Genomic DNA, 23,833 nt, shown 5'->3' with positions numbered 1-23,833 from the left:
AGTTTCAGAGACGCCCTTGGGCGCGCACGTTCAACAACTGATGCTTAAAACGCTATCAATGCACATCCTTCCAGTATTCGCGCTTGAGCAGATAGGCGAACACGAAGAAGAAGGCCAGGTACAGCAGTACGTAGGTACCGATGCGCTGGTGCTGCAGCTTGACCGGGTTGGCCGAGTAAGCCAGGAAGGTCACCAGGTTCTTGACCTTCTCGTCGAACTGAGCCTCGTTGAGAGTCCCGGTGTTCTCCTTGATGGTCAGCTGGTCACAGGCTTCATGAGTCAGCGGCGTGCCGGTCAGCGGATCGTATTGCTTCTTGCCGTCTTCGACGATCTGCACCTGCTTGCAACCGATCACCTGGCGACCCTGCAGGCCAACCAGAACGTTAGGCATGCCCACGTTCGGGAAAACCTTGTTATTCACACCCCAAGGGCGCGCCGGGTCCTCATAGAAGGACTTGAGGTAGCCATAGAGCCAGTCGGTACCCCGCACACGGGCCACCAGGGTCAGATCCGGTGGCGCAGCGCCAAACCAGGTCTTGGCATCTGCCGGCTGCATGCCGATGTTCATGTGGTCACCGATCTTGGCGCCGGTGAAGACCAGCTTGCTCAACATCAGATCGTGAGGGATACCCAGATCGTCGGCAACCCGCTCATAACGCTGGAACTTGGCGCTGTGGCAGCCCATGCAGTAGTTGGCAAAGGTACGCGCGCCGTCTTGCAGGGCAGCTTTGTCGGCCAGGTCGATATCGACCTTCTCCAACTCAGGGCCGCCGTGCTCGGCCGCGAAAGACAATACAGGCATAGCAGCAAGAATCAGTACAGCAAATAGCTTTTTCATCAGCCAGTCACCCTTTCCGGAACCGGTTTGGTCTTCTCGAGCCTGGTGTAGAACGGCATCAGAATGAAGTAGGCGAAGTACAGGAAGGTACATACCTGCGACAGCAGCGTACGGCCCGGAGTCGGTGCCAATACACCCAGCACACCCAGGATCACGAACGAGATGCAGAACACCAGCAGCCAGATCTTGCTCAGCCAGCCTTTGTAGCGCATGGACTTGACCGGGCTACGGTCGAGCCAAGGCAGCACGAACAGCACGGCAATGGCAGCCCCCATGGCAATGACGCCCATGAGCTTGTCCGGCACCGCACGCAGGATCGCGTAGAACGGGGTGAAGTACCAAACCGGAGCAATGTGCTCAGGCGTCTTGAACGGGTTGGCCTGTTCGAAGTTCGGCTTCTCGAGGAAGTAGCCACCCATTTCCGGGAAGAAGAACACGATCGAGCAGAAGATGAAGAGGAACACCACTACGCCGACGATATCCTTCACGGTGTAGTAAGGGTGGAAAGGAATACCATCCAGCGGGATGCCGTTCTCATCCTTGTTCTTCTTGATGTCGACGCCATCCGGGTTGTTCGAACCCACTTCGTGCAGTGCCAGGATGTGCAGCACCACCAGACCGAGGATCACGATCGGCAGGGCAACAACGTGCAAGGCGAAGAAGCGGTTCAGGGTGATACCGGAAATCAGGTAGTCACCGCGGATCCACTGAGTCAGGTCGTCGCCGATGACCGGGATCGCACCGAACAGCGAGATGATCACCTGGGCGCCCCAGTAGGACATCTGGCCCCACGGCAGCAGGTAGCCCATGAAGGCCTCGGCCATCAGTGCCAGGTAGATCAGCATGCCGAACAGCCACACCAGCTCACGGGGCTTCTGGTAGGAACCGTAGAGCAGGCCACGGAACATGTGCAGATAGACCACGATGAAGAACGCCGAAGCGCCGGTGGAGTGGAGCAGACGCAGGATCGCGCCGTACTCGACGTCGCGCATGATGTATTCAACGGAAGCGAAGGCCTCTTCCGCCGAAGGGGTGTAGCTCATGGTCAGCCAGACACCGGTTACGATCTGGTTGACCAGAACCAGCAGCGCCAGGGAGCCAAAGAAATAGAAGAAGTTGAAGTTCTTCGGAGCGTAATACTTGCTGAGATGGTCTTCCCACATCTTGGTCGCGGGGAAGCGCGCATCAACCCAATCCATGAACTTGCTCATCACGCTTTCTCCGTGTCGACGCCAATGACGATGATGTCATCCGACTCATAGGAATGCGGGGGTACTGGCAGGTTCAAAGGCGCAGGTTGCGACTTGTAGACGCGACCAGCCAGATCGTAGTGGGAACCGTGGCAAGGGCAGAAATAGCCACCTACCCAGTCCTTGCCCAGATCCGCGGGCGCCACTTCAGGACGGAAGGTCGGAGAACAGCCCAGGTGGGTGCAGATACCGATCAGCAGCAGAATCTCTGGCTTGATCGAACGCACTTCCGGGTCGACGTAGGTTGGTTGTACTGAGTTCTTGGAGTCAGGGTCAGACAACTGGCCCTCGATCTTTTTAAGATTCCCCAGGATTTCCTCGGTACGGCGGACGATGAATACCGGCTGACCACGCCATTCAGCAATCATCTGCTGACCTGGGTCGATCTTGCTGATATTCACCTTCACCGGTGCACCTGCGGCTTTCGCCTTGGCACTGGGAAACCATGACCCCACGAACGGGACCGCAGCCCCCACCGCTCCAGCAGCACCCACCACGGATGTGGCTGCTACTAGGAAGCGACGCCGGCCTGCATTCACGCCGTCATTGCTCATTCAGTCCTCTCCCATCAGCTTTGTGGCCTGTTAAATCAGGCATCTACTAAGTAAAAATCTGAACTTATAAAAATTTTGCCGAATGGTAATGAAAAGCCCCTATTCTGACAAGGTAATTACCAAGCCGAGCCGGCCCGAAGCCTTGCAGTATAGGGCCTCCGCGGATGTGGCAAGTTGTCACAGAGCAAATTCTAGACAATAAAAAACGCCCAGCTCCGCGAGGAGACTGGGCGTTTTTGAACGCAGTAGCGAATTAACGCTTGGAGTATTGCGGACGCTTACGCGCTTTACGCAGACCCACTTTCTTACGCTCAACTTCACGTGCGTCACGGGTTACGAAACCAGCTTTACGCAGCGCGCTGCGCAGAGTTTCGTCGTAATCCATCAGAGCGCGAGTGATACCGTGGCGGATTGCGCCAGCTTGACCACTTACACCGCCGCCGATAACGGTGACGTAGATATCGAACTTCTCAACGGTCTCGGTCAGCTCCAGCGGTTGACGAACTACCATGCGGGCAGTTTCGCGACCGAAGAAGTTATCCAGGGAGCGGTTGTTGATCGAGATGTTGCCAGTGCCCGGACGCAGGAAAACGCGTGCGGTTGCAGTCTTGCGACGGCCAGTGCCGTAATTTTGAGTCGCCGACATAATGAACTATTCCGTTAAATCTTCAGTTCTTGGGGCTGCTGAGCAGTATGAGGGTGTGCAGCGCCCGCATAGACTTTCAGCTTACGGTACATGTCGCGACCCAGCGGGTTCTTAGGCAGCATGCCTTTTACCGCGGTCTCGATCACGCGCTCAGGGGCTTTGGCGATCAGCTTTTCGAAGTTGATCGACTTGATGCCGCCCGGGAAACCGGAGTGGGAGTAGTACATTTTGTCAGTGGTTTTAGCGCCAGTAACACGTACCTGCTCGGCATTGATCACGACGATGTAGTCGCCGGTGTCAACGTGAGGAGTGTACTCAGGCTTGTGCTTGCCACGCAGACGGCTCGCGATTTCGGTGGCCAGACGACCCAGGGTCTGACCAGCAGCGTCGACGACGAACCAGTCGCGCTTTACTGTTTCCGGTTTAGCAGTAAAAGTTTTCATTCTTTATAGCCTCAGGGGCCGCCCAGCAAAATAGACGGCGGATCTTACTGAATAGTGCTTACTTTGACAAGGTCAAAGGCAGCCGGACACAGACGCTATCGGGGGCTCGGGTCAGCGCGTCTGATATACGGCAAGATTCTTCGGCAGGCGGCGCATCACTTCCACTGCAGAAAGAGCTGCCGAATTATGCAGATTGCGAAAAAAATTTCAACCTGCTTTTATGATTGTTTTGCCAAGGGAGCACCCGATGGACTACCGCCAGCTGGGCCGAACCGATCTGAATGTGAGTGCAATTTGCCTGGGCACCATGACCTGGGGCGAGCAGAACACCGAGGCTGAAGCCTTCGCTCAGATCGAGCGGGCCAAGAACGCCGGAATCAACTTCATCGACACTGCCGAGATGTACCCGGTGCCGCCAAAGGCCGAAACCTACGCCACCACCGAGCGCTATATCGGCAACTGGTTCAAGCAGCGCGGCGACCGCGCCGACTGGGTCCTGGCCAGCAAGATCGCAGGTCCGGGCAACACCATCGACTACATTCGCGACAAACAGCTCAAGCACAACCGCAAGCATATAGTCGAAGCCGTGGATGCCAGCCTCAAGCGCCTGCAGACCGACTGGATCGACCTATACCAACTGCACTGGCCCGAGCGCAGCACCAACTTCTTCGGCCAACTGGGCTACAAGCACCAGGCCGATGAAGACTTCACTCCGCTGGAAGAAACCCTCGAAGCCCTGGACGAGCAGGTCAAGGCCGGCAAGATCCGCCATATCGGCCTGTCCAACGAAACGCCATGGGGCACCATGAAGTTCCTTGCCCTGGCCGAGAGCCGTGGCTGGCCGCGGGCGGTTTCGATCCAGAACCCCTACAACCTGCTCAACCGCAGCTTCGAAGTGGGCCTGGCGGAAATTGCCATTCGTGAACAATGCGGCCTGCTGGCCTACTCTCCTCTGGCCTTTGGCTACCTGTCCGGCAAGTACGAAGGCGGCGCGCGGCCAGCCAAGGCACGGCTAAGCCTCTACAGCCGCTTCAGCCGCTACTTCAACCCTCAGTCGGAAGCGGCCTGCAGCCGTTATGTGGCGCTGGCCCGCGAGCACGGCCTGGATCCGGCACAAATGGCCCTAGCCTTCGTCACTCAACAGCCGTTCGTGACCAGCAACATCATCGGCGCCACCACTCTGGAACAGCTGGACAGCAACATCGCCAGCGCTGCCTTGAAGTTGTCGGAGGAGGTCCTCGCCGGGATCGAGGCAATCCACAAGGATCACCCCAACCCCGCGCCTTAATAGACCCACAGTTGCTGGCTTGCCAGCGAATGGATACGTCGTATAACCCGCTTCGCACCCTTCGCCGGCGGCCCGCTTCCTATAGTGAGCGGGCAATGATCTCCTTCATGATCTCGTTGGTCCCGGCATAAATGCGCTGCACCCGGGCATCGGCCCAGGCCCGGGCCACCGGGTACTCCCACATGAAGCCGTAGCCACCGTGCAACTGCACGCATTCATCAAGCACCTTGCACTGCAGGTCAGTCCCCCAGTACTTGGCCATGGCCGCCGTCGGCACATCGAGCTTGCCCTGCAAGTGCAGTTCCAGGCAGCGATCGACAAATACCCGGCCGATCTGAATTTCCGTGGCCATTTCCGCCAGCTTGAAACGGCTGTTCTGGAAATCGGCAATTGCCTTGCCAAAGGCTTTGCGTTCGCGGGTGTATTCCAGGGTCCACTGCAACGCCGCCTCGGCACTGGCCAGGCCACCAATGGCCACGGTCAGGCGCTCCTGGGGCAACTCCTGCATCAAATAGGCAAAACCTGCCCCAGCCTGCCCCAGCAGATTCTCCTTGGGTACTCGCACATCCTGGAAGAACAGCTCGGAGGTGTCCTGAGCCTTCATTCCCACCTTTTCCAGGCGCTTGCCCTTGGAGAACCCGGGAGTATCGGCCTCAACCAGAAACAAGCTGGTGCCCTTGGCTCCGGCCTTGGGATCGGTCTTGGCCACGACTATCACCAGGTCCGCCAGGTAGCCGTTGGTAATAAAGGTCTTGGAACCATTGATCACGTATTCGTCGCCGTCGAGCACTGCCGTGGTCTTCACCCCTTGCAGGTCGGAGCCCGCCCCCGGCTCGGTCATGGCAATGGCCGTGACCATTTCCCCCGAGACCAGCCGGGGCAGGTACTTGTGCTTCAGCGATTCACTGCCGTAATGCAGGATGTAGGGCGCGACAATGTCCGAATGCAGGGAAAAACCAATGCCCGTCAGCCCCAGCCGGCCAATCTCCTCGATCACCACCGCGCTGTAGAGAAAATCCGCCCCCAGGCCGCCGTACTCCTCGGGAATGTGCGAACACAGCATTCCGGCCTCCCCCGCCTTGCTCCACAACTGACGGTCGATATAGCCCTGTTTTTCCCATTCGCCATGGAAGGGCACTGCCTCTTTCTCAAGGAATGTACGCACGCTGTCACGGAAGAGTTCGTGCTCGGAGCTGAACAAGGTTCTAGGGATCATGCAGGCACCTGTGATGGTTATTGATCATGGGTTGGCTGCCAGAGCCTAAGGCTAGCCACCTGCACGGGACACTGGACACATCCGACAAAAAATAAGACGATCCAGCCGTCTGGTGACCACTTTCCCCTATAAGAACAATTGAATTATGTCTAACCAAACCTCCACGCCCTTGCGGCGCGTCAGCATCCTGGCTATCGACCGGGTTTTCGCTTCCACCCTCATGCAAGCCAAGGATTTCTTCCATCTGGCCAGCCTGCGCTACGGCAAACAACTGGGCCAAGGCCTGACCCCGGCGTTCGAAACCCGCCTGGTCAGCCCCGACGGTCAACCCGTATGCAGTTTCAGCGACGTGATCATGCCGGTGGACGGCCCGCTGGAAGACACCGATATCATCATCCTCCCGGCGTTCTGGGACGACTTCGACACCCTGTGCCAGCGTTACCCGCAGATCTTGCCCTGGCTGCGCGCCCAGCACGCTCGCGGCGCGGTGCTCTGCGGCGAAGCCACCGGGGTGTTCTGGCTGGCGGAAGCCGGCTTGCTCGATGGCAAGGAAGCCACTACCTACTGGCGCTTCTTCAGCGCCTTCAATGAGCGCTTCCCCAAGGTCCAGCTCAATCAGGACAAGCACCTGACCGACGCCGACAACCTCTACTGCGCGGGCGGTACCACCTCGGCCTGCGACCTGTACATCTACCTGATCGAACGCTTCTGCGGTGCCAACGTGGCCCAGGCCGTGGCCCGGGACATTCTCTATGAAGTACAGCGCAGCTACGCCCCAGGGCGCATCGGCTTCGGCGGCCAGAAGCTGCATCAGGACGTGATCATCCTGCAAATCCAGCACTGGCTCGAAGAGCACTTCGCCGACAAGTTCCGCTTCGAGGACGTGGCCCGCGAGCACGGCATGAGCATTCGCAACTTCATGCGCCGCTTCCAGACCGCCACCGGCGACAAGCCCCTGCATTACCTGCAGCGCCTGCGCATCGAAACCGCCAAGGGCCTGCTCTCGGGAACGCGCAAGAGCATCAAGACCATCAGCTACGAAGTCGGCTACGACGACGCCAGTTTCTTCGCCCGACTGTTCCGCCAGCACACCGAACTTTCACCCAACCAGTACCGTCAACAGTTCCAGCAACAGGCGGCATAAAAAAAGGGCCTGCTATGCAGGCCCTTTTTCATCTGGCGGTGCTTATGGCTTGTGCGCCCGCGACAGGAACTCGTGGGACTGCATCTCCAGCAGGCGGCTAAGGGTGCGCTGGAACTCGAACGTCAGGCGGCCACCGGTGTAGAGGTCCTTGAGTTCGACCTCGGCGGAAATGATCAGCTTGACGTTGCGGTCGTAGAACTCGTCGACCATGTTGATAAAGCGCCGGGCGATGTCGTCGGTGGTGACGCTCATCTGCTCCACGCCACTAAGCAACACGGCATGAAAGATCTTGCCCAGCTCGATGTAGTCGTTCTGGCTGCGCGGGCCGTCGCACAGTTCCCGGAAGTCGAACCAGGCCACATCATCGCAGGTACGCAATGCGCGGATCTCGCGGTTCTCGATGATCAACACATCGTTTTCCACCGCCTGGGTGCACTCCGGCGTCAACGCCCGGAAGCTCTTGCGCAAGCTTTCCTGTGCTTCTTCGTTCAATGGATAGTGGAACAGCTCCGCCTGCTCCAGGTGACGCAAGCGATAGTCGACACCGCTGTCGACGTTGACGATCTCGGTGTTCTGCTTGATCAGGGCAATCGCCGGCAGGAAGCGCGCGCGCTGCAAGCCATCCTTGTACAAGCCGTCGGGGACGATGTTCGAAGTGGCGACCAGGGTCACGCCATTCTTGAACAGCTCCTCCATGAGGGTGCCAAGAATCATCGCGTCAGTAATGTCAGACACGAAGAATTCGTCGAAGCAGATCACCCGCGCCTCTTGCGAGAAACGCTTGGCGATGATGGTCAACGGGTTCTTCTCACCGCCCAGGGTCTTCATTTCTTCGTGTACGCGCTTCATGAAACGGTGAAAGTGCGTGCGTACCTTTTCCTTGAACGGCAAGGCTTCGAAGAAGGTGTCCACCAGATAGGTCTTACCGCGCCCCACTCCGCCCCAGAAATACAGACCCTTGACCGGCGTCTGATCCTTCTTGCCAAAAAGCTTGCCGAGCAGGCCCGGCTTGTTTTGCTCGGCCGCGATCAGATCGTCATACAGGCGCTGCAGATGACGCACAGCCGTTTCCTGTGCCGCATCATGAAAGAAATCCGGGCGTTTCAGATCTGCTTGGTATCGTTCTAGGGGCGTCATAATTCGTTAGCAAGGCAACAAAAACGGGCCGTCACTTTAGCGACGGCCCTGGGGAATGGCAATCAGCCCTTGGTCGGGAAGATGCCGATTAGTCCTGCGCCGGGGTCAGAGCGATGCGCAGTGCATCTACAGCCGCGTCACGGGCGCTGGCATCGGCAAAGTCCGGGCTATCCGCCACACAGGCGCCGTCCAGCCAGATACCGAATGCATTGCCCTCGGTCCGCAGATCCAGCTCCTGGCCCGATTGCAGTTGCTTGGTGACAGCACCTGCAGCCTTGCCATCAGCGAAATTGCGCGACAGCAGCAGTTGCTCGCCATCGGCCGACAGCAAACGGAAACGGAAGCTGCCGTCATCCTCTCGAAAGCTGATGAAACGCGCGGCCTTGGCGGCTTTTTTCTTGGAGGTGGCTGCCACCTGTACCTGGGCGGCGAAAGAGCGCAGGCCCACGGCTTCGCGCAGTTCGTTGAGGAACGGCGTGGCCACGGCACGGGCCTTGACGGCGCCGGCACGCAAGATGTCTTCCAGGTCCGAAGGGCGTGCGATCAGTTGGTGATAACGCTCGCGGGCTTCGCCCAGTTCGGCATCCAGCAATTGGAACAGGCGGTTCTTGGCTTCGCCCCAACCCAGGCCCTGAAGCAGCTCGCTGCGGAACTCGGCGGCTTGCGCAGGGGTGGAGAACGCCTGGTACAGGGTGAACAAATGAGAGTTGTCCGGATCCTTGGCCTCGCCTGGCGCCTTGGAGTCGGTGACGATCCGCGAGATCGCGCCCTTCATGTCCTTGGCGCTGGTGAACAGCGGGATGGTGTTGTCGTAACTCTTGGACATCTTGCGGCCATCGAGGCCTGGCAAGGTGGCAACACTTTCCTCGATCAGCGCCTCGGGCATGGTGAAGAACTCCTTGCCCTGGCCGAACAGGTGGTTGAAACGCTGGCCAATGTCCCGGGCCATTTCCACGTGCTGGATCTGGTCGCGGCCCACCGGCACCTTGTGCGCGTTGAACATCAGGATGTCCGCCGCCATCAGTACCGGGTAGCTGTACAAGCCCATGGTGATGCCGGCGTCCGGGTCTTCACCGGCCTCGACATTCTTGTCCACCGAAGCCTTATAGGCATGGGCACGGTTGAGCAGCCCCTTGGCCGCCACGCAGGTCAACAGCCAGGTCAGCTCGGGGATCTCCGGGATGTCCGACTGGCGATAGAAAGTCACGCGTTCCACATCCAGGCCACCGGCCAACCAGGTGGCGGCGATTTCCTGGCGCGAACGCTGGATACGCAGCGGGTCATCGCACTTGATCAGTGCGTGGTAGTCGGCCAGAAAGTAGAAGGAATCGGCATTGCTGTCGCGGCTGGCGACGATCGCCGGGCGGATCGCACCGGCATAGTTGCCCAGGTGCGGAGTGCCGGTGGTGGTGATGCCGGTGAGGATACGCGTACGAGTAGTCATGGGTAATCGCTTATCAGACTGCTATCAATTCGAAAGTCGCGGCAGCACCAGATCTTTCAGATCGGTGAGCTTGCCATGAAAAAAGTGCCCGCATTCTGCCACTTTCAGCAGCTCATGGGGGCGAACAAGCGCGTCGGACCAGTCGTAGACCGCCTGAGGGTCGATGACCTCATCGGTTTCCGGCTGGATCAGGGTCAACGGGCAGTTCTGCGGCAGCAGGTCGCTATCACGCAGGCGGGTGACTGCCGGCGCCACCATGAACAAGTGCTTGAGCTGCGTGCCCTGGCCTTCCAGACGCCCGCCAAGGCTGGCCGCGACAAAGCCGCCAAAGGAGAACCCGAACAGGGTCAAGGGCAGTTGCGGATGCTGGGCCTGCAACCACTGGGCTGCCGCCTGGGCATCGTCGACTTCACCGCTGCCCATGTCGTGGCTGCCTTCACTGGCGCCCACGCCACGGTAGTTGAAGCGCAGAGTGCTCAGGCCGGCATCCCGCGCAGTGCGCTGCAGGGTGGATACCACCTTATTGAGCATGGTGCCGCCCTGCACCGGATTGGGGTGGCAGATCAGCGCCATCCCACGTGCATCGGGCACCTGCAGATACAGGGCTTCCAGTTGGCCCACCGGGCCGGCAATCACTACAGGGGTTTCACGCATAAGCAAGGAAGGAACTCCGTGACCTCGAAGGGGGTCGACTCGTCTAGCAAATGGTCTGTGCCAATCTATTGCGAGTGAATCGCGGTATACAGCGCAGGTTCGAGCCGTTAACGTAAAGCAAAGCCGTTTATAGAGGAAGGACTCGTGGAACACTCGCTCTTAGTTTGGTTGTTGCCGACTCTTGCCCTGGTCGCGGGTGTCGCCATTGGATTCCTGGTCGCTCGCCTGCTGCCCAATGCCGCGCCTAACCGCACGCAGCGTCAGTTGGATGATATTCAGGAACGTTTCGACAATTATCAGAATGAAGTGGTCACTCACTTCAACAGCACCGCAACCCTGGTCAAGAAACTGACCCAGAGTTACCAGGAAGTGCAGGATCACCTCGCCGAGGGCGCCAATCGCCTGGCCTTGGACGAACTGACCCGCCAGCGCCTGCTGGCCGCCTTGCACTCGGAGTCGGTGCAGGCTCCACGTGAGCGCCTGACCCCTCCACGGGACCAGGAACCACCACGGGACTACGCGCCGAAGACGCCGAATGCCCCAGGCATGCTCGACGAACAATATGGCCTGAAGAAGTAATACGCCTCAGCCATTAAAAAAGCCCGCCCGATCTGCATCGGGCGGGCTTTTTTATGCCTGGGGTTCAGCCAGTCCGGTCAGGGATACTGCTGGTATTGCTGACCCTGCTGCTGATAGGGCTGCTGGTACTGCTGGTTCGGTTGCTGGTACTGCTGGCCCGGAATCGCCTTGAGGTTGACCTCGACCCGACGGTTCTGCGCACGGCCGTTGACATCGGCGTTGCTGGCGATCGGGTTGTCCGGACCGGCGCCACGAGCGGACAGGTTGGAACCGCTGACCCCCTGGGACGTCAGGTAGGTCGCTACGCTCTGGGCGCGACGCTGGGACAGATCCATGTTGTGCTGACGGCTGCCGGTGCTGTCGGTGTAGCCGACGATCTCGATCTGGTTCTGGTTGAACTCACGCAGGGAGTTGGCCAGGTTGTTCAGGGGCTGGTAGAAGCTGGGCGCGATATTCGCCGAGTCAGTGGCGAAGGTGATATTGCCCGGCATGATCAGCTTGATCTGATCGCCCTGGCGCTGCACTTCGACCCCGGTGTTAGCCATGCTGGCGCGCAGTTTTTTCTCCTGCTGGTCAGCGTAGTAGCCATAACCTGCAGCGGAAGCACCGACCACTGCTGCACCGATCAAGGCCCCCTTGCCACGGTTGTTGTGGTCGATGGCAGCACCAGCCAACGCACCGGCCAAGGCTCCCAGCCCACCGTACTTGGCGGTTTTACTCATGCCAGACGAGCCGCCGTCGGCCTGCCCCTGGTTGTCATAGGGGTTAGGCGAAGCGCAGCCGGACAACAAGGCCACAGCAGTAGCGACAACAATCAAACGACGTGAGGTGAACATGGAAAGCTCCTACATTTTGCATTCTGTGGTGCAGCGGACGTTGGCAATAGACCTTTGCCGGCGTTGGAACACGCAGAACGGCAAAAATTCCGTGAACCAACGGGCAAATAGTCAGGCTCGCACGAACGGGTTCTGACGCATCTCATCTCCCAGCCGGGTGTCTGGGCCGTGCCCGGCAACCACTGTGGCGTCTTCGTCGAGGGTATAGAGACGCTGCTTGATCGAACGCACCAGCGTGGCCTGGTCGCCACCCCACAAATCCGTGCGCCCGACCCCGCGCTTGAACAGCGTGTCGCCGGCAATCAGAAGCTTAGCCTCGGAAAACCAAAAGCTCATGGAACCTGGGGTATGCCCTGGAGTGTGCAAGGCCACACCGCAACCGCAGGCCAGCTCTTCGTCATCACCCAACCAGCGATCCGGGGACGGCACAGGGGTGTAGGGCACGCCGAACATGCTGCACTGCATCTCAAGGTTGTCCCAGAGAAACTGGTCGTCCTTGTGCAAGTGCAGGGTGGCGCCGGTCTTTTCCTTCATCTGCCCGGAGGCCAGGAAGTGATCCAGATGGGCATGGGTATGGATGATGCTCACCACCTTCAGGCCCAGTGCGTCCAGGCGCGCCATGATCAGGTCGGGGTTGCCGCCCGGATCGACGACTATGGCTTTCTTGGTCAGCGGGTCGCCAATGATGGTGCAGTTGCACTGCAGCGGGCCGACGGGGAAGGTTTCGCGGATGAGGCTGGGCTTGGCGGCGTCCATGGGAAGGCTCCAGAAAAATCGATGGGCCATTCTGTCACAGCTCGCCGCCACTGCTTACTCAGAACGCCAGTTGCAACGTTTCCTCGCCTTCCAGTGCCAACAGGAACTGCTTGGCCTCAAGACCGCCGGCGAAACCGGTGAGGCTGCCCGAGGCGCCGATCACCCGGTGGCAGGGGGCGACGATCGAGATCGGATTACGCCCATTGGCCGCCCCTACCGCACGCACTGCAGTGGGATTGCCGATCTGTCGGGCGATCTGGCTGTAACTGCGGGTCTCGCCGAAAGGAATGGTCAGCAGGGCTTGCCAGACCTGGCGCTGGAACTCGGTGCCGACAAAGTCCAGCTCAAGCTCGAAACGCTCGCGGGTACCGGCAAAGTATTCGCGCAACTGGCGCTCGGTCTCCAGCAACAGCGGATGCTCCGCGGCTTCCTGCAGTGGGCCCAGGCGCACCCGGTTCTGCCGCTCGTGCTCCCACAGAATCGCCGCCAGCTTCGCTCCCCGGGCGACCAGGGTCAGTTGGCCAACCGGGGACGCCATTTTCTTGAATACGCAGGACATCGCAGTTCTCCTTCAATCCGCCAGGGAAATCAGGCCGGCAACCCTGGGGTTCGCCGCCTTCATCTCAGTACGCCTGCACTGTAGAACGAGATTTCAGCGCAAGAACCTCGTTTCTTGCGCTGGAACTCGAAGGCGGATCATTCTGGGCGCTGCCAGGCGGCGAGGCTAGTCGTCTTCGTCCACCAGGTAGCAATTGTCGCTGCTGCTAAGCCGGCCATGGGGGTCGACGATAAAGGCCCCCCGCCCCTGACCACACTCCAGCAAGTGCACCGGCGACAGCTCGCGCTGGCGGTCGATCTGGGCGTTGAAGCGCACGATATAGGCACCCAGGGAAATGGATACACACAGGATCAGCATCAGACACAGCACCAACTGGTCGGTGTAGCCGGCGCCGCTATCGTCAGACGATACCCGCGACATGCTCGGCCTCCGCCCGTTGCAGGTCATGCCCCAGCAGGAACAAGCTCAAGGGGCCGCCGTCCCCAAGGCGCACCATGGGTGCCCCGGACGGCAGGACGCAAGCCATCAGGCCGAGAAGAATCAACACCAGCAGGATGCCTTTGAGCACTGAAGACAGGTTCATGGCTGTGCCGCGCTCTGCAGTTAAGAAGAGCCTGAGCTTAGAGAGCGCCGGGTTAACAGCGGGTAAACATCAATGGAAAAGCCTCGGCTTCCGCTATCCTTCGGCCCATCGAGTGCCAAGGGTCCAAGGGGACGTTTCCGTGCATATTCACCTGCTGCTGGTCGAGGACAACCTTGACCTGGCCAATACCGTCATCGAGTACCTGGAAATCGGCGGCATCGTCTGCGACCACGCCAGCAACGGCCAGACCGGCCTTAACCTGGCCCTGAGCCAGCATTACGACGTGATCCTCCTCGACATCATGCTGCCGCGGCTGGACGGCCAGCAGCTGTGCGAACAACTGCGCCAGAACGGCAGCCAGACCCCCATCCTCATGCTCACCTCGCTGGATGCCCTGTCGGACAAGCTCGCCAGCTTTGCCGCCGGTGCCGACGATTATCTGGTCAAGCCCTTCGAACTGGCCGAGCTGGTGGCCAGGATCCGTGCCCTGAGCCTGCGCCGCAGCGGCCAGGCCAGCCGCCTGCAGGTGGCCGACCTGGTAATGGAGCTGACCACCCGCAAGGTCAGCCGCGCCGGCCAGGAACTGCACCTGTCGCCCATCTGCTGGACCCTGCTGGAATGCCTGATGCGCGCCAGCCCCGAGCCTGTCACCCGGGAACGCCTGGAGGCGACGATCTGGGGCGACGAGCCGCCCGACAGCAACACCCTCAAGGTGCATATGCACCGGCTGCGCAAGACTGTGGACAAGTCCTTCGACCAGCCCCTGATCCACACCCTTCCCGGTATTGGCATACAGCTGAGGTCACATGCGTAACGGCCTGAGTTTGAAATGGGTGATCAGCGGCAGCTTCCTGCTGCTGATCGCCGTGGTGCTGCTGATCTACAGTCTGCTGCTGCCGGAATACAGCGTCCGCGGCCTGCTCTACACCGCTAGCGCGATGATGGAGGAAGAAGCCCAGTACTTCGCCAGGCACTACAACAAGGACCCCACGACCCCGCCGCCGCACAACTATTTCTATACCAGCGTCATCGGCAAAGAGGCGCTGCCCGAGAAGGTCCGCCAATTGCTGGACACGCCCCCGAGCCTGTCCTTCGGTGCAGTCCAGGTCTTTGGCGATCTGGATTCCGATGACGACGATGAAGGCCGGGCGATCCTTGCCCAACCCCTGGCGGACGGCAAGACCCTGTACATGTACGACGTCGACCATGACCAGGAAGAAGGCGGCGAAGTCGAGACGCCACTGTCCGACGCCTACCTGGACCGTGAACTGCACGGGGTGATTTTCATCAGCCTGGCGGTGTTCATACCGGCGCTGATCATCATTGCCCTGCTGGTCTGGTGGCTGGTACGGCCCCTGGGCCGCCTGTCCCAGTGGTCCAGTACCCTCAAGGACCCCGACACGGTGGCCGGCGAACGGCCCAATTTCAGCTTCAAGGAATTCAATATGCTCGCCGACGCCCTGGCCCAGAGCATGCAACAGGTCCAGGCTGCCAGCCTGCGTGAAGGTCGGCTGCTGCGCTACACCAGCCATGAACTGCGTACCCCACTGGCAGTGCTCAAGGCCAATATCGAGCTGCTGACCCTGCAATCCGGCGGCGCCCTGCCGCCGCCCCTGCAACGTATCGAACGCTCGGTGCTGAACATGCAGCGCATCGCCGAGACCTTGCTGTGGATGAGCCGCGAGCTGCCCGAAGCCCTGCCCGAGGAGCCCATCGACATGAGCGGGCTGGTCAACGAGCTGATCCAGGAGCAGCGCTACCTGATCGGTACACGGGATATCGAACTGACCCTGGACATCAGCACCACGCCCTGCCGCCTGCCCCTGACCGCCTGCCGAATCGTGGTCGGCAATTTCCTGCGCAACGCCCTGCAATATGCCGATGACGGCACCATCGAGATCCACTTCGACTACCCGCGCCTGCGCATTCTCAACCGCATCCGCGAAGCCAAGCAGATCGAGCCTTCCAGCGACTACGGCTATGGCCTGGGCCTGGAACTGATGCGCCAGTTGTGTGCCCGCCTGGGCTGGCGCATCGACGTGCTGGTGGAGGAGCAACGCTTCAGCGTCACCCTGGACTTCGACGCCACCCCGACCGAGGAAGCCCCGCCCGCCGACCCCGGCGAGGAGAGTGCCTGAAGCCAAGCGAGGAAAAATGTGCTCGCAAGCGATGAAAAAACTGCCTTGGTCATGCCCTCCCTCCCGGCACTTGTGAGTATTGTTGCGGGACAAAAAAACACGCCGGGGGAGCCTTGCCGGTGCGTAACTTGCTTGCATCAAGCGCACTGCATGCGCGGTGATGCATGCAAGTCCCGGGTCACCCTGACCCGGCCGCCCTTCCCCCGTGCCCGGGCAAAGAACGAGGTTCGCTGTGGCTGCCTACAATCTGCGTCAACTGAAGTACTTCATCACCACCGTCGAGTGCGGCAGCGTCGCCGAGGCATCACGCAAGCTGTACATTGCCCAGCCGTCGATCTCCACCGCCATCAAGGGCCTGGAGGACAGCTTCGGCGTGCAATTGCTGATTCGTCACCATGCCCTCGGCGTCTCCCTGACCCCCAGCGGGGCACGTTTCTACCGCAAGGCCCAGGAGCTGCTGCGCATGGCCAAGGAGTTCGAGCAGAACGCCCTGGCAGACAACGACGTGGTCGCCGGACAGATCGACATCGGCTGCTTCGAAACCGTGGCACCGCTGTACCTGCCACAGCTGATCGCCGGCTTCAGCGCGCTCTATCCCGGGGTGGAAATCCGCATCCGTGATGGTGAGCAGCAGGAACTGGTACAGGGCCTGACCGGTGGCGCGTTCGATCTGGCGATCCTCTATGAGCATGACCTGGACGGCACCATCGAAACCGAGCCACTGATGCCGCCGCAACGGCCTTACGCCTTGCTGCCGGCCGGCCATCGCTACGCCAAGCAGCCCCAGGTATCGCTGCGCGACCTGTGCCTGGAGCCGATGATCCTGCTGGACGTGCAACCGAGCCGCACCTATTTCGTCAGCCTGTTCGAAGAACTGGGGCTGACGCCGCAGATTGCCTTCAGCTCACCGTCCATCGAGATGGTGCGCGGGATGGTCGGCCAGGGCTTCGGTTTCTCGATCCTGGTCACCCGCCCCCACTCGCCTTTTTCCTACGATGGCAAGCCGGTGGTGTGTGTCGACATTGTCGAGGACGTCACAGGTTCAGGCCTGGTGGCCGCCTGGCTCAAACGTGGCCAACTGACCAAGCCGGCGCGGTTGTTCGCCGACTACTGCAAGGAGCACCTGGCCCGCTAGCCCCGGCAGCCAGTGGCGCAGTGCCTACCCCAGCAACCCCAGCTCCTGGGCCCGGGCCACGGCCTGGGTCCGGCGCTCTACCCCCAGCTTGCTGTTGATATGGCTGGCATGGGTCTTCACCGTATGCAACGAGATGAACAGGCGCTCGCTGATTTCCTGGTTGGAGCAGCCCTGGGCGATCAACTGCAACACTGAAAGCTCCCGGGAGCTCAAGGACTCGTTATGGGCCACGATCTCCTGAGGTTCACGCGATGCTGCCGGCAACCGCTCCAGCAACGCCTGGGTCAGGGCTGTCGATACGCCCTGCTGCAACTGCTCACGCATCCAGCCGGGATGGCCATGGAGCAATGCCATGAACGGCTGCACCGCGCCTCCAACCCCGGCCTCCAGAGCCTGGGCCAGGTCCTGGCGGGCCTGCGGACCGCGACCGGCCGCCAGCAACAGTGCGGCTTTCTGGGTCAGGGCCATGACGCTCAGCAACTGCCGGCCGCTTTGCTGACCATGCTCGACCAACCGATTCAAGCGCTGCTCCGCCCGGCTCAGATCGCCTTTGATGCTTTCAAGCTGGGCTTGCTGCAATTCGATGTGCAACGGCAATTGCGGGTGGAACTCCGGTGGCGCCGCCGCCTGTTCGCCGGTGTAGGTCTGGCCCAGGCGGGCCAGCCAGGCTTCGGCCAGATCGGTACGCCCCTGGGCCAGCCACAGCTCGCATTTCACCAGGGTGATCATTGCCAGGTAATAGATCGGTGGCACGTCCCAGATGTGCATCAAGCGCTCGGCTTCCGCCAGCTCGGCGAAGGCTCGGGAGAACTCGCCACCCAGGCCTTCCTGCTTGGCGATCACGCAGTGACCGATCAGCACGCTGATATCGCGACAGGCCCGGGCCTCCACCAGGCCGGCCTGCAAGCGCACCAGACCGGCCTCGGGCTGGGCGCGCAGGGTCAGCAGATAACCGTCATACAGGGTCAACCGGGCCCGCACCGCATACAACCGCTGGGCCGACAGGCCCTGCAAGCGCCGCAGCCCCTGGTGTACCTCCTCCTGCGCCCGCAGCACTTCGCCGCGGGCCTGCAGGACCCGGGCACGGTCGTAGTGGGCCAGGGCTTCGAACAACGGATTGCCGACCCGTTGCGCCAGCTCCAGGGATTCGCGATTGAGGCTGCGGGCCCGCCACAGATCGGCATCGGTAATGGCCAGGTTGGACAAGGTCGACAGGCACATCAGGCGCTGCCCATAACGTTTGGGCGGCAGGCTTTCCAGGGCCTCGCTGCAATAGGCCAGGGTGTTTTCCCGCTGGCCGCGGCCACGGGCGATGATTCCGCTCAGGGCCAGCCATTGCGCCAACATCGACTTCTGCGCCGTGGCCGAAGGGGCCGGCAGGAAACGACTCAGGTGATTGGCCAGTTCCTCCGCCGCATCCAGCTGGCAGGCCAGGCCCAGGGCCCAGCTGTAGAGCACGATCAGCCGCGGCGTGCTGATCAGCAGGCTGTCGGGCAGGTCCATCTTCCAGCGCAGCAGCATGCCGACGTTCTGTTCCGCCAGCAGTTGCTCTTCGGACAGGTTCTGCACCAGGTTGGCCGCCACGTCCAGGTGCCCGGCGCGCAGCGCTTGCTCCACCGCTTCGTCGAGCAGCCCCTGGGCGTTGAACCAGCGGCAGGCGCGCAGGTGCAGGCTGGCCGCTGGCACCAGGGCATTGGCCGTGGGCCGGGTGCGCAGCAGGTCGGAAAACAGGTGGTGATAACGATACCAATGGCCGTGTTCATCCAGGGGCACCAGGAATACCTGGTGGGCCTGGAGGAAACCCAGGATCTCGGCGCTGTCATGGGCTTCGCGCAGGGCATCGCACAGCTCGGCGCAAAACCGCTCCTGGGGCGCCGTGTCATACAGGAATGACTGCACTTCGGCGGGCAGGCAGTCGATGACCTCTTCCAGCAGGTAGTCGCGGATCAGCCCTTCCCCGCCATGCAGGCCCTGGGGTAGCGCGCCCCCGGCTCCCGCCTCGGACGCCGCCAGCAGCCAGAAACGCAGCCCGGCCACCCAGCCTTCGCTGCGCTGAATCAGGTTTTCCAGGGCTTCGCCGCGCAGCGAACTGCTGTGCCGGTCGAGCAGGCTCAGGGATTCGTCGTGGGTCAGGCGCAAATCCTGCTCGTGCAGCTCCAGCAGTTGCCGGGACAACCGCAGCCGCGCCAGGTGCCAGTCCGGGCGTTGGCGGCTGGTGACCAGCACCAGCAAGCCATCGGGCAGGTGATTGAGAAAAAACTGCAGGCAACGATCGAGGACCGGCCCCTGGGCCAGGTGATAGTCGTCCAGCACCAGCAATAACGGACTGGCACCGGTCAATTGCACCGCCAGCTCATCCAGCAGGCCGTCCAGCCACTCTTCAAAGGCGAAGGGCTGGTGGCGCTGACGCATTTTCAACAGGCCCAGGGACTGCCGTCCCAATTGGGGAAAGTACTGCTGCAGACCGGCCAACAGACGCTCGAGGAAACGCCCGGGATCGCTGTCCCGGCGGCTCAACCCCAGCCACAGGCTCTGCCAGTTATCCGGCAGGCCCTGGCAAAACTCCACGGCCAGCGAGCTCTTGCCAAACCCGGCAGGCGCACAGACCAGCAGCAATCGCCCCTTCAACCCGGCGCCCAGGCGCTCGCAAAGACGCGGCCGCTGCACGTATCCATCGGGCAGGGGGGGTCGATAAAAACGTCCCTCCAGAGCGGGGATCACCGCGCTGGCAGGCCGTTGCAGGGGGGACAGGTCAGTCATGGCCAACTCTTATTGATGTACGGTTGTCGGCGTAGCAGATGTCCGCAGACTAGCGGTAAAAGGCCACCTGTTGAAGATTTTTGCGACCATTCGGGTGAAAAAGACTATGAGCAAATTGGTCAGATAACTCTGAATGATTAAAAGATATTTCGTTTATTTATTGATTAAGTGGCTAATTAGCTTCGAGAAAGCTGCCTGTACCTGGATGGATTCCAAGGCCGGGCCCTCAGGCAAAAAAAAGCCCCGAACCAGGTCGGGGCTTTTTCCGAGGATGCGGCCTCTATTTGCAGCGGCTCAGCGAACCCCGTCCTGACGCAGGGCGGCTGGGGTGAAATCGCTGGTGGTGGCGGTGAAACCGAAGTCGTAGGCCTGTTTCTCTTCGTTCTTCATGCCCAGGGCCAGGTAGCGACCGGACTGCAGGTCGTAGAGGGTTTCCAGGGCGTACCACGGCACTTGCTTGTCGTAGTAGTTCTCGGCGTGAGCCTCGGCCACGCGCCACAGCTGGCCACGACCGTCGTAGTGGTCGATCACCGCGGCCTGCCAGGTGTCTTCGTCGATGTAGAAGTCACGCTTGGCGTAGATATGGCGCTGGCCTTCCTTCAAGGTTGCCACCACATGCCAGACCCGGCGCAGCTCATAGCGAGCCAGGTCCTGGTTGATGTGGCCGGCCTTGATGATGTCGGCGTACTTCAGGGTCGGCGAGTCGAGCTTGTAGCTGTCGGAAGCGATGTACATCTCCTTCTTGCCTTCCAGCTTCCAGTCGTAGCGATCCGGCGCACCGTTGTACATGTCCAGGTTGTCGGAAGTACGCAGGCCGTCGGCAGCGGTACCCGGGCCGTCATAGGACACTTGCGGGGCGCGGCGTACGCGGCGCTGGCCAGCGTTGTAGACCCAGGCCGAACGCGGCTCCTTCACTTGGTCGAGGGTTTCGTGCACCAGCAGCACGCCACCGGCCAGGCGCGCCGGCGCGGTCACTTTCTGCTTGAAGTAGAACAGGATGTTGCCCGGGTTCTTCGGATCGTAGTCCTTCATCTTGTCGCGGAACACGAACTGGTCCTGGAAGTACACCAGGCTGTAGGAGCCGTTGGCCTGTGGCGTGGCCTGGGTCACCAGGCGGGTCACACTGCCACCGCGATAGCGGGTGATGTGGTTCCAGATGACTTCCACGCCGCTTTTCGGGATCGGGAACGGAATCGCGGTTTCGAAGTTCTCCAGGCCGTTGCCGCCGGACACCAGGTTGGTGCTGGTGGCGTTGCGCTTGATCGCGGCGAACACGTCAGCCGGCACGGTGGCCCCGCGATGGGACGGGTAGACCGGCATCTTGAAGGTTTCCGGGTAGCGCTTGAACATCGCGTACTGCCCCGGCGCCAGCTTGTCCTTGTACTGCTCGACGTTCTGCGCGGTGATGGTGAACAGCGGCTGCTCGCTGCCGTAGGGGTTGGACAGGAAACCCTTGCTGTCCACGGTGCCAGCATTGGTCGCCAGTGGCTTCCAGGCCGGAATGGTGCCGGCGGCATTGCCGGCCATTTCCGCGCCCATCGGCGTCAGGCTGGTACCCAGCTTGGCGGCTTCATCGGCCGAGACCGCGGCCATGACCCCGGTGGCCAGCAGTGACAGTCCCAGCACACCGACGTGCAACAGACTCTTGGTGATTTTCATATTGTTGTTCTTCCTGAAAATGCAGTGTGCTTAGAAGTTCACGCCAACGCTCAAGGCGAGGAAGTCCCGGTCATCCACGGTGCTGTAGTCGCCACCGAAGAAGTTGGTGTAGGCCAGGCTCGCGGTGTAGGTGTTCTGGTACTCGGCATCCAGCCCCAGGCTGATGGCCTTGCGGCCTTCTTCGAAGTTGCCGCCAGGACCTGGCGAGTAACCCTTGACGTCATGGGACCAAGCCACGTTCGGCTTGAGGTTCACACCAGCGAACACATCCGGGTACTCCCAGATGGCACGGCCGCGGTAGCCCCAGGAGGTGGCGGTGGTGAAGCCATCGTTGTTGCAGTTGGCGCTCAGATTGCTGGCGTCTGCACCAGGACCTGCACCGGCAATGGTGGTGGAGTTAAGCGCACGACAGGTGTTTTGCCCGCCGGTGGCTGGCAAGGCGCCAGGACCAAACACCGGATCACGTCCATAGCGGACATCCGACTTGCTCTCAAGGCCTCCGACGTGGGTAACCCCCACCTCACCCACCAGCGTCAGACGGCTGGCGCCCATGACCTGATCGAAGAAGTGCGTGAAGGTGGTCTGGAACTGAGTGACTTCCTTGCGGCGATAGCCGTGAAGGTCCTGCCCCGCTACACCTTCAAGCAGCGAGGCGTTGGCGAATGCCCCCTTCAGAGGTCGAACGGCGGAATAGAGAATATCGGTAGAGTTGAGTTGTACAGGCGCATTCGGCCGGTAGCTGATTTCACCGCTCCACGCCGTCCCCGTAGGCAGGGTGGTGGAGAAACTCAAGCCATACAGGCGAATGTCTTCTGGATACTCAACGAAGTACTTCGAATTACCGGCGATCCACACCGGCGCCAGAGAGCCAAAGCCAGGAGCGATGTTGTAAGCCGACTGTGGTGCCGCCGTGGCACTGAAGATCGGCGCTCGGCTGTGATAGTTCATGAAGTAGGCACCGAACTCGGTGTCCAGCGGCTCGAAGTTGTAGTGGAACGCCGCACCGAATTGGCCGCTGTCACGGGCATCTCGGTCGCCACTGCGACGCACCAGCGTGCCTTCTTCGTTGACGTCGACGCCACGAGCCTGCATCGCGGCCAGGGCCGCGCGCCCCGGCGCCGTGGCGGCGATGGTCGAACGCTTGGCGAGCAGACGCAGATTGTCGTCACAGCCATCGGAAATGTTGTCCGGCTGCGAGAAGAAGGTTCCGCAGTTATCGGTAACGGTCTGGTCCCACTCCAACTGATAGAACGCTTCGGCCGACAGGTTCTCGGTCAGGTTCTGGGAGATGTAGAACATGTTGACCGGAATCAGACCTTCCTTGACCTCGGCACCAGGACGGCGGAACGCCGACACGTCGATCGGGTTGATCGAGTTGATACCGCCACCAATGAAGGTACTTTCGCCCCAACTCACCACCTGCTTACCGAAGCGCACCGAACCTGGCTCATCGGCAATGGAGTAGTTGTGATAGACGAAAGCATCGAGGATCTGACCGCCGGAAGACTTGGCGCCTTCCTTGCGGTTGTTGTCGCTGATGTTCTTGAAGTCCATGTCTTCGTCTTTGAGCTTGAAGTCATACCAGTACTTGCCACGGACAAACACACCGGTATCGCCGTACTTCAATTCCAGGTCATGGATACCCTTGAAGATCTTCGAGAAGGTCTGGCCCTTGTTGAAGTTCAAGTGGCCGTCATCGGTGGTCTGGGACAGGCCCTTGCCGCCGTTGTTGACCCCGATCAGGTCCTTGTTGCGCCCGGCGGTCGACCAGCTGGCCCCCACCGACAGGGACGAATCGAAGCTGCCTTCGATTTCACCGATGTTGAAGCTGACGCCGAATGCCGGCCCGGCGAGCGTGGAGGCGAGACCGACGGCCAGGGGCAGTTTCGCCCGGCGCCAGAACTGGTTTGCTGATGTCATCGACGCTACTCCATGTGCATTATTGTTATGGCAGTACGCTTTTCTGAAAACGCTTCGAATACCGGTTGAATGAACACTTGTCCCGGCTCCGAAGTTGCGTGGCGCGAGCCCCCCGCAATGCTCCGTCGTTCAGAAAAATCCGTGAACGGACTATATCCAGCAGGGATTACTGCTTGATCCCTCTAAAGTGTGATTTGCAGCCACCCACCGCACTGGAACAGCCCTTTGCCATAACCTTTGAAAAACGGCGCGGCAAGAATGACTGAAAAATCCGTGAGTACAAGGCAAAGGCTT

At 60.7% G+C, this 23,833-nt stretch carries 23 protein-coding genes; 6 read left to right on the top strand and 17 right to left on the bottom strand.

What is annotated here, in order from left to right; all coding sequences use genetic code 11:
* Positions 1–55: 55 nt before the first annotated feature.
* The 5 genes from ACUXVH_RS12325 to rplM form a co-directional block, all read right to left on the bottom strand.
* Positions 56–838 carry a cytochrome c1 gene (locus tag ACUXVH_RS12325; RefSeq protein WP_011063327.1) on the bottom strand — a complete coding sequence of 261 codons (783 nt, stop codon included), beginning with the start codon at positions 836–838 and terminating at the stop codon, positions 56–58.
* On the bottom strand, positions 838–2,049 hold the full coding sequence (locus ACUXVH_RS12320; protein WP_011063328.1) for a cytochrome b: 1,212 nt from the start codon (positions 2,047–2,049) through the stop codon (positions 838–840). Before ACUXVH_RS12320 ends, ACUXVH_RS12325 begins: the two co-directional genes overlap by 1 nt.
* Complete coding sequence (gene petA, locus ACUXVH_RS12315; RefSeq protein WP_011063329.1) at positions 2,049–2,642, bottom strand: ubiquinol-cytochrome c reductase iron-sulfur subunit; 594 nt, start codon at positions 2,640–2,642, stop codon at positions 2,049–2,051. Before petA ends, ACUXVH_RS12320 begins: the two co-directional genes overlap by 1 nt.
* A gap of 253 nt (positions 2,643–2,895) precedes the next feature.
* Complete coding sequence (gene rpsI, locus ACUXVH_RS12310) at positions 2,896–3,288, bottom strand: 30S ribosomal protein S9 (RefSeq protein ID WP_003228056.1); 393 nt, start codon at positions 3,286–3,288, stop codon at positions 2,896–2,898.
* Positions 3,289–3,302: 14 nt separating this feature from the next.
* The gene (gene rplM / locus ACUXVH_RS12305) at positions 3,303–3,731 is read right to left on the bottom strand and encodes a 50S ribosomal protein L13 (protein ID WP_007928449.1); all 429 of its coding nucleotides are present in this window, start codon (positions 3,729–3,731) and stop codon (positions 3,303–3,305) included.
* A gap of 247 nt (positions 3,732–3,978) precedes the next feature.
* On the opposite strand from rplM, the gene ACUXVH_RS12300 reads away from it, so the two are divergent.
* Positions 3,979–5,019: an NADP(H)-dependent aldo-keto reductase gene (locus ACUXVH_RS12300; RefSeq protein ID WP_053153710.1), complete on the top strand. Its 1,041-nt coding sequence runs from the start codon at positions 3,979–3,981 to the stop codon at positions 5,017–5,019.
* Between the two features lie 79 nt (positions 5,020–5,098).
* Here the strand turns inward: ACUXVH_RS12300 and ACUXVH_RS12295 are convergent, their stop codons facing one another.
* The gene (locus ACUXVH_RS12295) at positions 5,099–6,235 is read right to left on the bottom strand and encodes an acyl-CoA dehydrogenase family protein (protein WP_011063331.1); all 1,137 of its coding nucleotides are present in this window, start codon (positions 6,233–6,235) and stop codon (positions 5,099–5,101) included.
* Positions 6,236–6,479: 244 nt separating this feature from the next.
* Here ACUXVH_RS12295 and ACUXVH_RS12290 point away from each other — a divergent pair, with 244 nt between their 5' ends.
* Positions 6,480–7,379 (top strand): GlxA family transcriptional regulator, encoded by a 900-nt coding sequence (locus tag ACUXVH_RS12290; RefSeq protein ID WP_169892244.1) that lies wholly within the window; start codon positions 6,480–6,482, stop codon positions 7,377–7,379.
* Between the two features lie 42 nt (positions 7,380–7,421).
* On the opposite strand, the gene zapE is transcribed toward ACUXVH_RS12290, so the two are convergent.
* The 3 genes from zapE to ACUXVH_RS12275 all read right to left on the bottom strand — a co-directional run bounded on the left by zapE (position 7,422) and on the right by ACUXVH_RS12275 (position 10,614).
* A complete protein-coding gene (gene zapE, locus ACUXVH_RS12285) occupies positions 7,422–8,516 on the bottom strand; it encodes a cell division protein ZapE (RefSeq protein WP_019093692.1) in 1,095 nt (364 codons plus the stop codon).
* A gap of 88 nt (positions 8,517–8,604) precedes the next feature.
* Positions 8,605–9,960 (bottom strand): tryptophan--tRNA ligase, encoded by a 1,356-nt coding sequence (locus tag ACUXVH_RS12280; RefSeq protein WP_445494967.1) that lies wholly within the window; start codon positions 9,958–9,960, stop codon positions 8,605–8,607.
* A gap of 24 nt (positions 9,961–9,984) precedes the next feature.
* Entirely contained in the window at positions 9,985–10,614 is a 630-nt protein-coding gene (locus ACUXVH_RS12275; protein WP_011063335.1) for an alpha/beta hydrolase, read from the bottom strand.
* Positions 10,615–10,758: 144 nt separating this feature from the next.
* On the opposite strand from ACUXVH_RS12275, the gene ACUXVH_RS12270 reads away from it, so the two are divergent.
* Positions 10,759–11,193, top strand: a complete 435-nt coding sequence (locus ACUXVH_RS12270) for a YhcB family protein (protein WP_011063336.1) — start codon at positions 10,759–10,761, stop codon at positions 11,191–11,193.
* A 77-nt stretch (positions 11,194–11,270) separates the two neighbouring features.
* On the opposite strand, the gene ACUXVH_RS12265 is transcribed toward ACUXVH_RS12270, so the two are convergent.
* From ACUXVH_RS12265 to ACUXVH_RS12245, 5 genes are all read right to left on the bottom strand, one after another.
* Entirely contained in the window at positions 11,271–12,029 is a 759-nt protein-coding gene (locus tag ACUXVH_RS12265; protein WP_011063337.1) for an OmpA family lipoprotein, read from the bottom strand.
* A gap of 111 nt (positions 12,030–12,140) precedes the next feature.
* Positions 12,141–12,785, bottom strand: a complete 645-nt coding sequence (locus ACUXVH_RS12260) for an MBL fold metallo-hydrolase (protein WP_015636939.1) — start codon at positions 12,783–12,785, stop codon at positions 12,141–12,143.
* 58 nt (positions 12,786–12,843) lie between these two features.
* A complete protein-coding gene (locus ACUXVH_RS12255; RefSeq protein WP_011063355.1) occupies positions 12,844–13,344 on the bottom strand; it encodes a methylated-DNA--[protein]-cysteine S-methyltransferase in 501 nt (166 codons plus the stop codon).
* A 165-nt stretch (positions 13,345–13,509) separates the two neighbouring features.
* Positions 13,510–13,764 carry a hypothetical protein gene (locus tag ACUXVH_RS12250; RefSeq protein ID WP_011063356.1) on the bottom strand — a complete coding sequence of 85 codons (255 nt, stop codon included), beginning with the start codon at positions 13,762–13,764 and terminating at the stop codon, positions 13,510–13,512.
* Positions 13,745–13,927 carry a hypothetical protein gene (locus ACUXVH_RS12245; RefSeq protein WP_011063357.1) on the bottom strand — a complete coding sequence of 61 codons (183 nt, stop codon included), beginning with the start codon at positions 13,925–13,927 and terminating at the stop codon, positions 13,745–13,747. Before ACUXVH_RS12245 ends, ACUXVH_RS12250 begins: the two co-directional genes overlap by 20 nt.
* Positions 13,928–14,066: 139 nt before the next feature.
* Between ACUXVH_RS12245 and ACUXVH_RS12240 the strand changes: the two genes are divergently transcribed.
* The 3 genes from ACUXVH_RS12240 to ACUXVH_RS12230 all read left to right on the top strand — a co-directional run bounded on the left by ACUXVH_RS12240 (position 14,067) and on the right by ACUXVH_RS12230 (position 17,200).
* On the top strand, positions 14,067–14,741 hold the full coding sequence (locus ACUXVH_RS12240; protein ID WP_011063358.1) for a response regulator transcription factor: 675 nt from the start codon (positions 14,067–14,069) through the stop codon (positions 14,739–14,741).
* A complete protein-coding gene (locus ACUXVH_RS12235; RefSeq protein ID WP_053160007.1) occupies positions 14,734–16,065 on the top strand; it encodes a sensor histidine kinase in 1,332 nt (443 codons plus the stop codon). The genes ACUXVH_RS12240 and ACUXVH_RS12235 overlap by 8 nt, the downstream gene beginning before the upstream one ends.
* Before the next feature lie 232 nt (positions 16,066–16,297).
* Positions 16,298–17,200: a LysR family transcriptional regulator gene (locus tag ACUXVH_RS12230; RefSeq protein WP_011063360.1), complete on the top strand. Its 903-nt coding sequence runs from the start codon at positions 16,298–16,300 to the stop codon at positions 17,198–17,200.
* Positions 17,201–17,224: 24 nt separating this feature from the next.
* Here ACUXVH_RS12230 and ACUXVH_RS12225 read toward each other — a convergent pair whose 3' ends face one another.
* The 3 genes from ACUXVH_RS12225 to ACUXVH_RS12215 form a co-directional block, all read right to left on the bottom strand.
* The gene (locus tag ACUXVH_RS12225; protein ID WP_065365209.1) at positions 17,225–19,960 is read right to left on the bottom strand and encodes a LuxR C-terminal-related transcriptional regulator; all 2,736 of its coding nucleotides are present in this window, start codon (positions 19,958–19,960) and stop codon (positions 17,225–17,227) included.
* Between the two features lie 294 nt (positions 19,961–20,254).
* A complete protein-coding gene (locus tag ACUXVH_RS12220; protein WP_011063362.1) occupies positions 20,255–21,619 on the bottom strand; it encodes a DUF1329 domain-containing protein in 1,365 nt (454 codons plus the stop codon).
* Positions 21,620–21,649: 30 nt separating this feature from the next.
* Positions 21,650–23,539, bottom strand: a complete 1,890-nt coding sequence (locus ACUXVH_RS12215) for a DUF1302 domain-containing protein (protein ID WP_011063363.1) — start codon at positions 23,537–23,539, stop codon at positions 21,650–21,652.
* Positions 23,540–23,833: the final 294 nt, after the last annotated feature.

It is taken from the genome of Pseudomonas sp. 8(2025) (genome assembly GCF_052665325.1).
Note: the sequence above shows the minus strand (reverse complement) of the source record. Positions and strands in the feature narration are given on the sequence as shown.

Excerpts from the sequence above, each read along its gene's own strand:
- ACUXVH_RS12260 (WP_015636939.1), bottom strand. The coding sequence starts at position 12,785 with ATGGACGCCGCCAAGCCCAGCCTCATCCGCGAAACCTTCCCCGTCGGC.
- ACUXVH_RS12320 (WP_011063328.1), bottom strand. The coding sequence starts at position 2,049 with ATGAGCAAGTTCATGGATTGGGTTGATGCGCGCTTCCCCGCGACCAAG.
- ACUXVH_RS12245 (WP_011063357.1), bottom strand. The coding sequence starts at position 13,927 with ATGAACCTGTCTTCAGTGCTCAAAGGCATCCTGCTGGTGTTGATTCTT.
- ACUXVH_RS12300 (WP_053153710.1), top strand. The coding sequence starts at position 3,979 with ATGGACTACCGCCAGCTGGGCCGAACCGATCTGAATGTGAGTGCAATT.
- ACUXVH_RS12325 (WP_011063327.1), bottom strand. The coding sequence starts at position 838 with ATGAAAAAGCTATTTGCTGTACTGATTCTTGCTGCTATGCCTGTATTG.
- petA (WP_011063329.1), bottom strand. The coding sequence starts at position 2,642 with ATGAGCAATGACGGCGTGAATGCAGGCCGGCGTCGCTTCCTAGTAGCA.
- ACUXVH_RS12225 (WP_065365209.1), bottom strand. The coding sequence starts at position 19,960 with ATGACTGACCTGTCCCCCCTGCAACGGCCTGCCAGCGCGGTGATCCCC.
- rpsI (WP_003228056.1), bottom strand. The coding sequence starts at position 3,288 with ATGTCGGCGACTCAAAATTACGGCACTGGCCGTCGCAAGACTGCAACC.
- rplM (WP_007928449.1), bottom strand. The coding sequence starts at position 3,731 with ATGAAAACTTTTACTGCTAAACCGGAAACAGTAAAGCGCGACTGGTTC.
- ACUXVH_RS12280 (WP_445494967.1), bottom strand. The coding sequence starts at position 9,960 with ATGACTACTCGTACGCGTATCCTCACCGGCATCACCACCACCGGCACT.
- ACUXVH_RS12250 (WP_011063356.1), bottom strand. The coding sequence starts at position 13,764 with ATGTCGCGGGTATCGTCTGACGATAGCGGCGCCGGCTACACCGACCAG.
- ACUXVH_RS12265 (WP_011063337.1), bottom strand. The coding sequence starts at position 12,029 with ATGTTCACCTCACGTCGTTTGATTGTTGTCGCTACTGCTGTGGCCTTG.
- ACUXVH_RS12220 (WP_011063362.1), bottom strand. The coding sequence starts at position 21,619 with ATGAAAATCACCAAGAGTCTGTTGCACGTCGGTGTGCTGGGACTGTCA.
- ACUXVH_RS12215 (WP_011063363.1), bottom strand. The coding sequence starts at position 23,539 with ATGACATCAGCAAACCAGTTCTGGCGCCGGGCGAAACTGCCCCTGGCC.
- zapE (WP_019093692.1), bottom strand. The coding sequence starts at position 8,516 with ATGACGCCCCTAGAACGATACCAAGCAGATCTGAAACGCCCGGATTTC.
- ACUXVH_RS12235 (WP_053160007.1), top strand. The coding sequence starts at position 14,734 with ATGCGTAACGGCCTGAGTTTGAAATGGGTGATCAGCGGCAGCTTCCTG.
- ACUXVH_RS12255 (WP_011063355.1), bottom strand. The coding sequence starts at position 13,344 with ATGTCCTGCGTATTCAAGAAAATGGCGTCCCCGGTTGGCCAACTGACC.
- ACUXVH_RS12295 (WP_011063331.1), bottom strand. The coding sequence starts at position 6,235 with ATGATCCCTAGAACCTTGTTCAGCTCCGAGCACGAACTCTTCCGTGAC.
- ACUXVH_RS12275 (WP_011063335.1), bottom strand. The coding sequence starts at position 10,614 with ATGCGTGAAACCCCTGTAGTGATTGCCGGCCCGGTGGGCCAACTGGAA.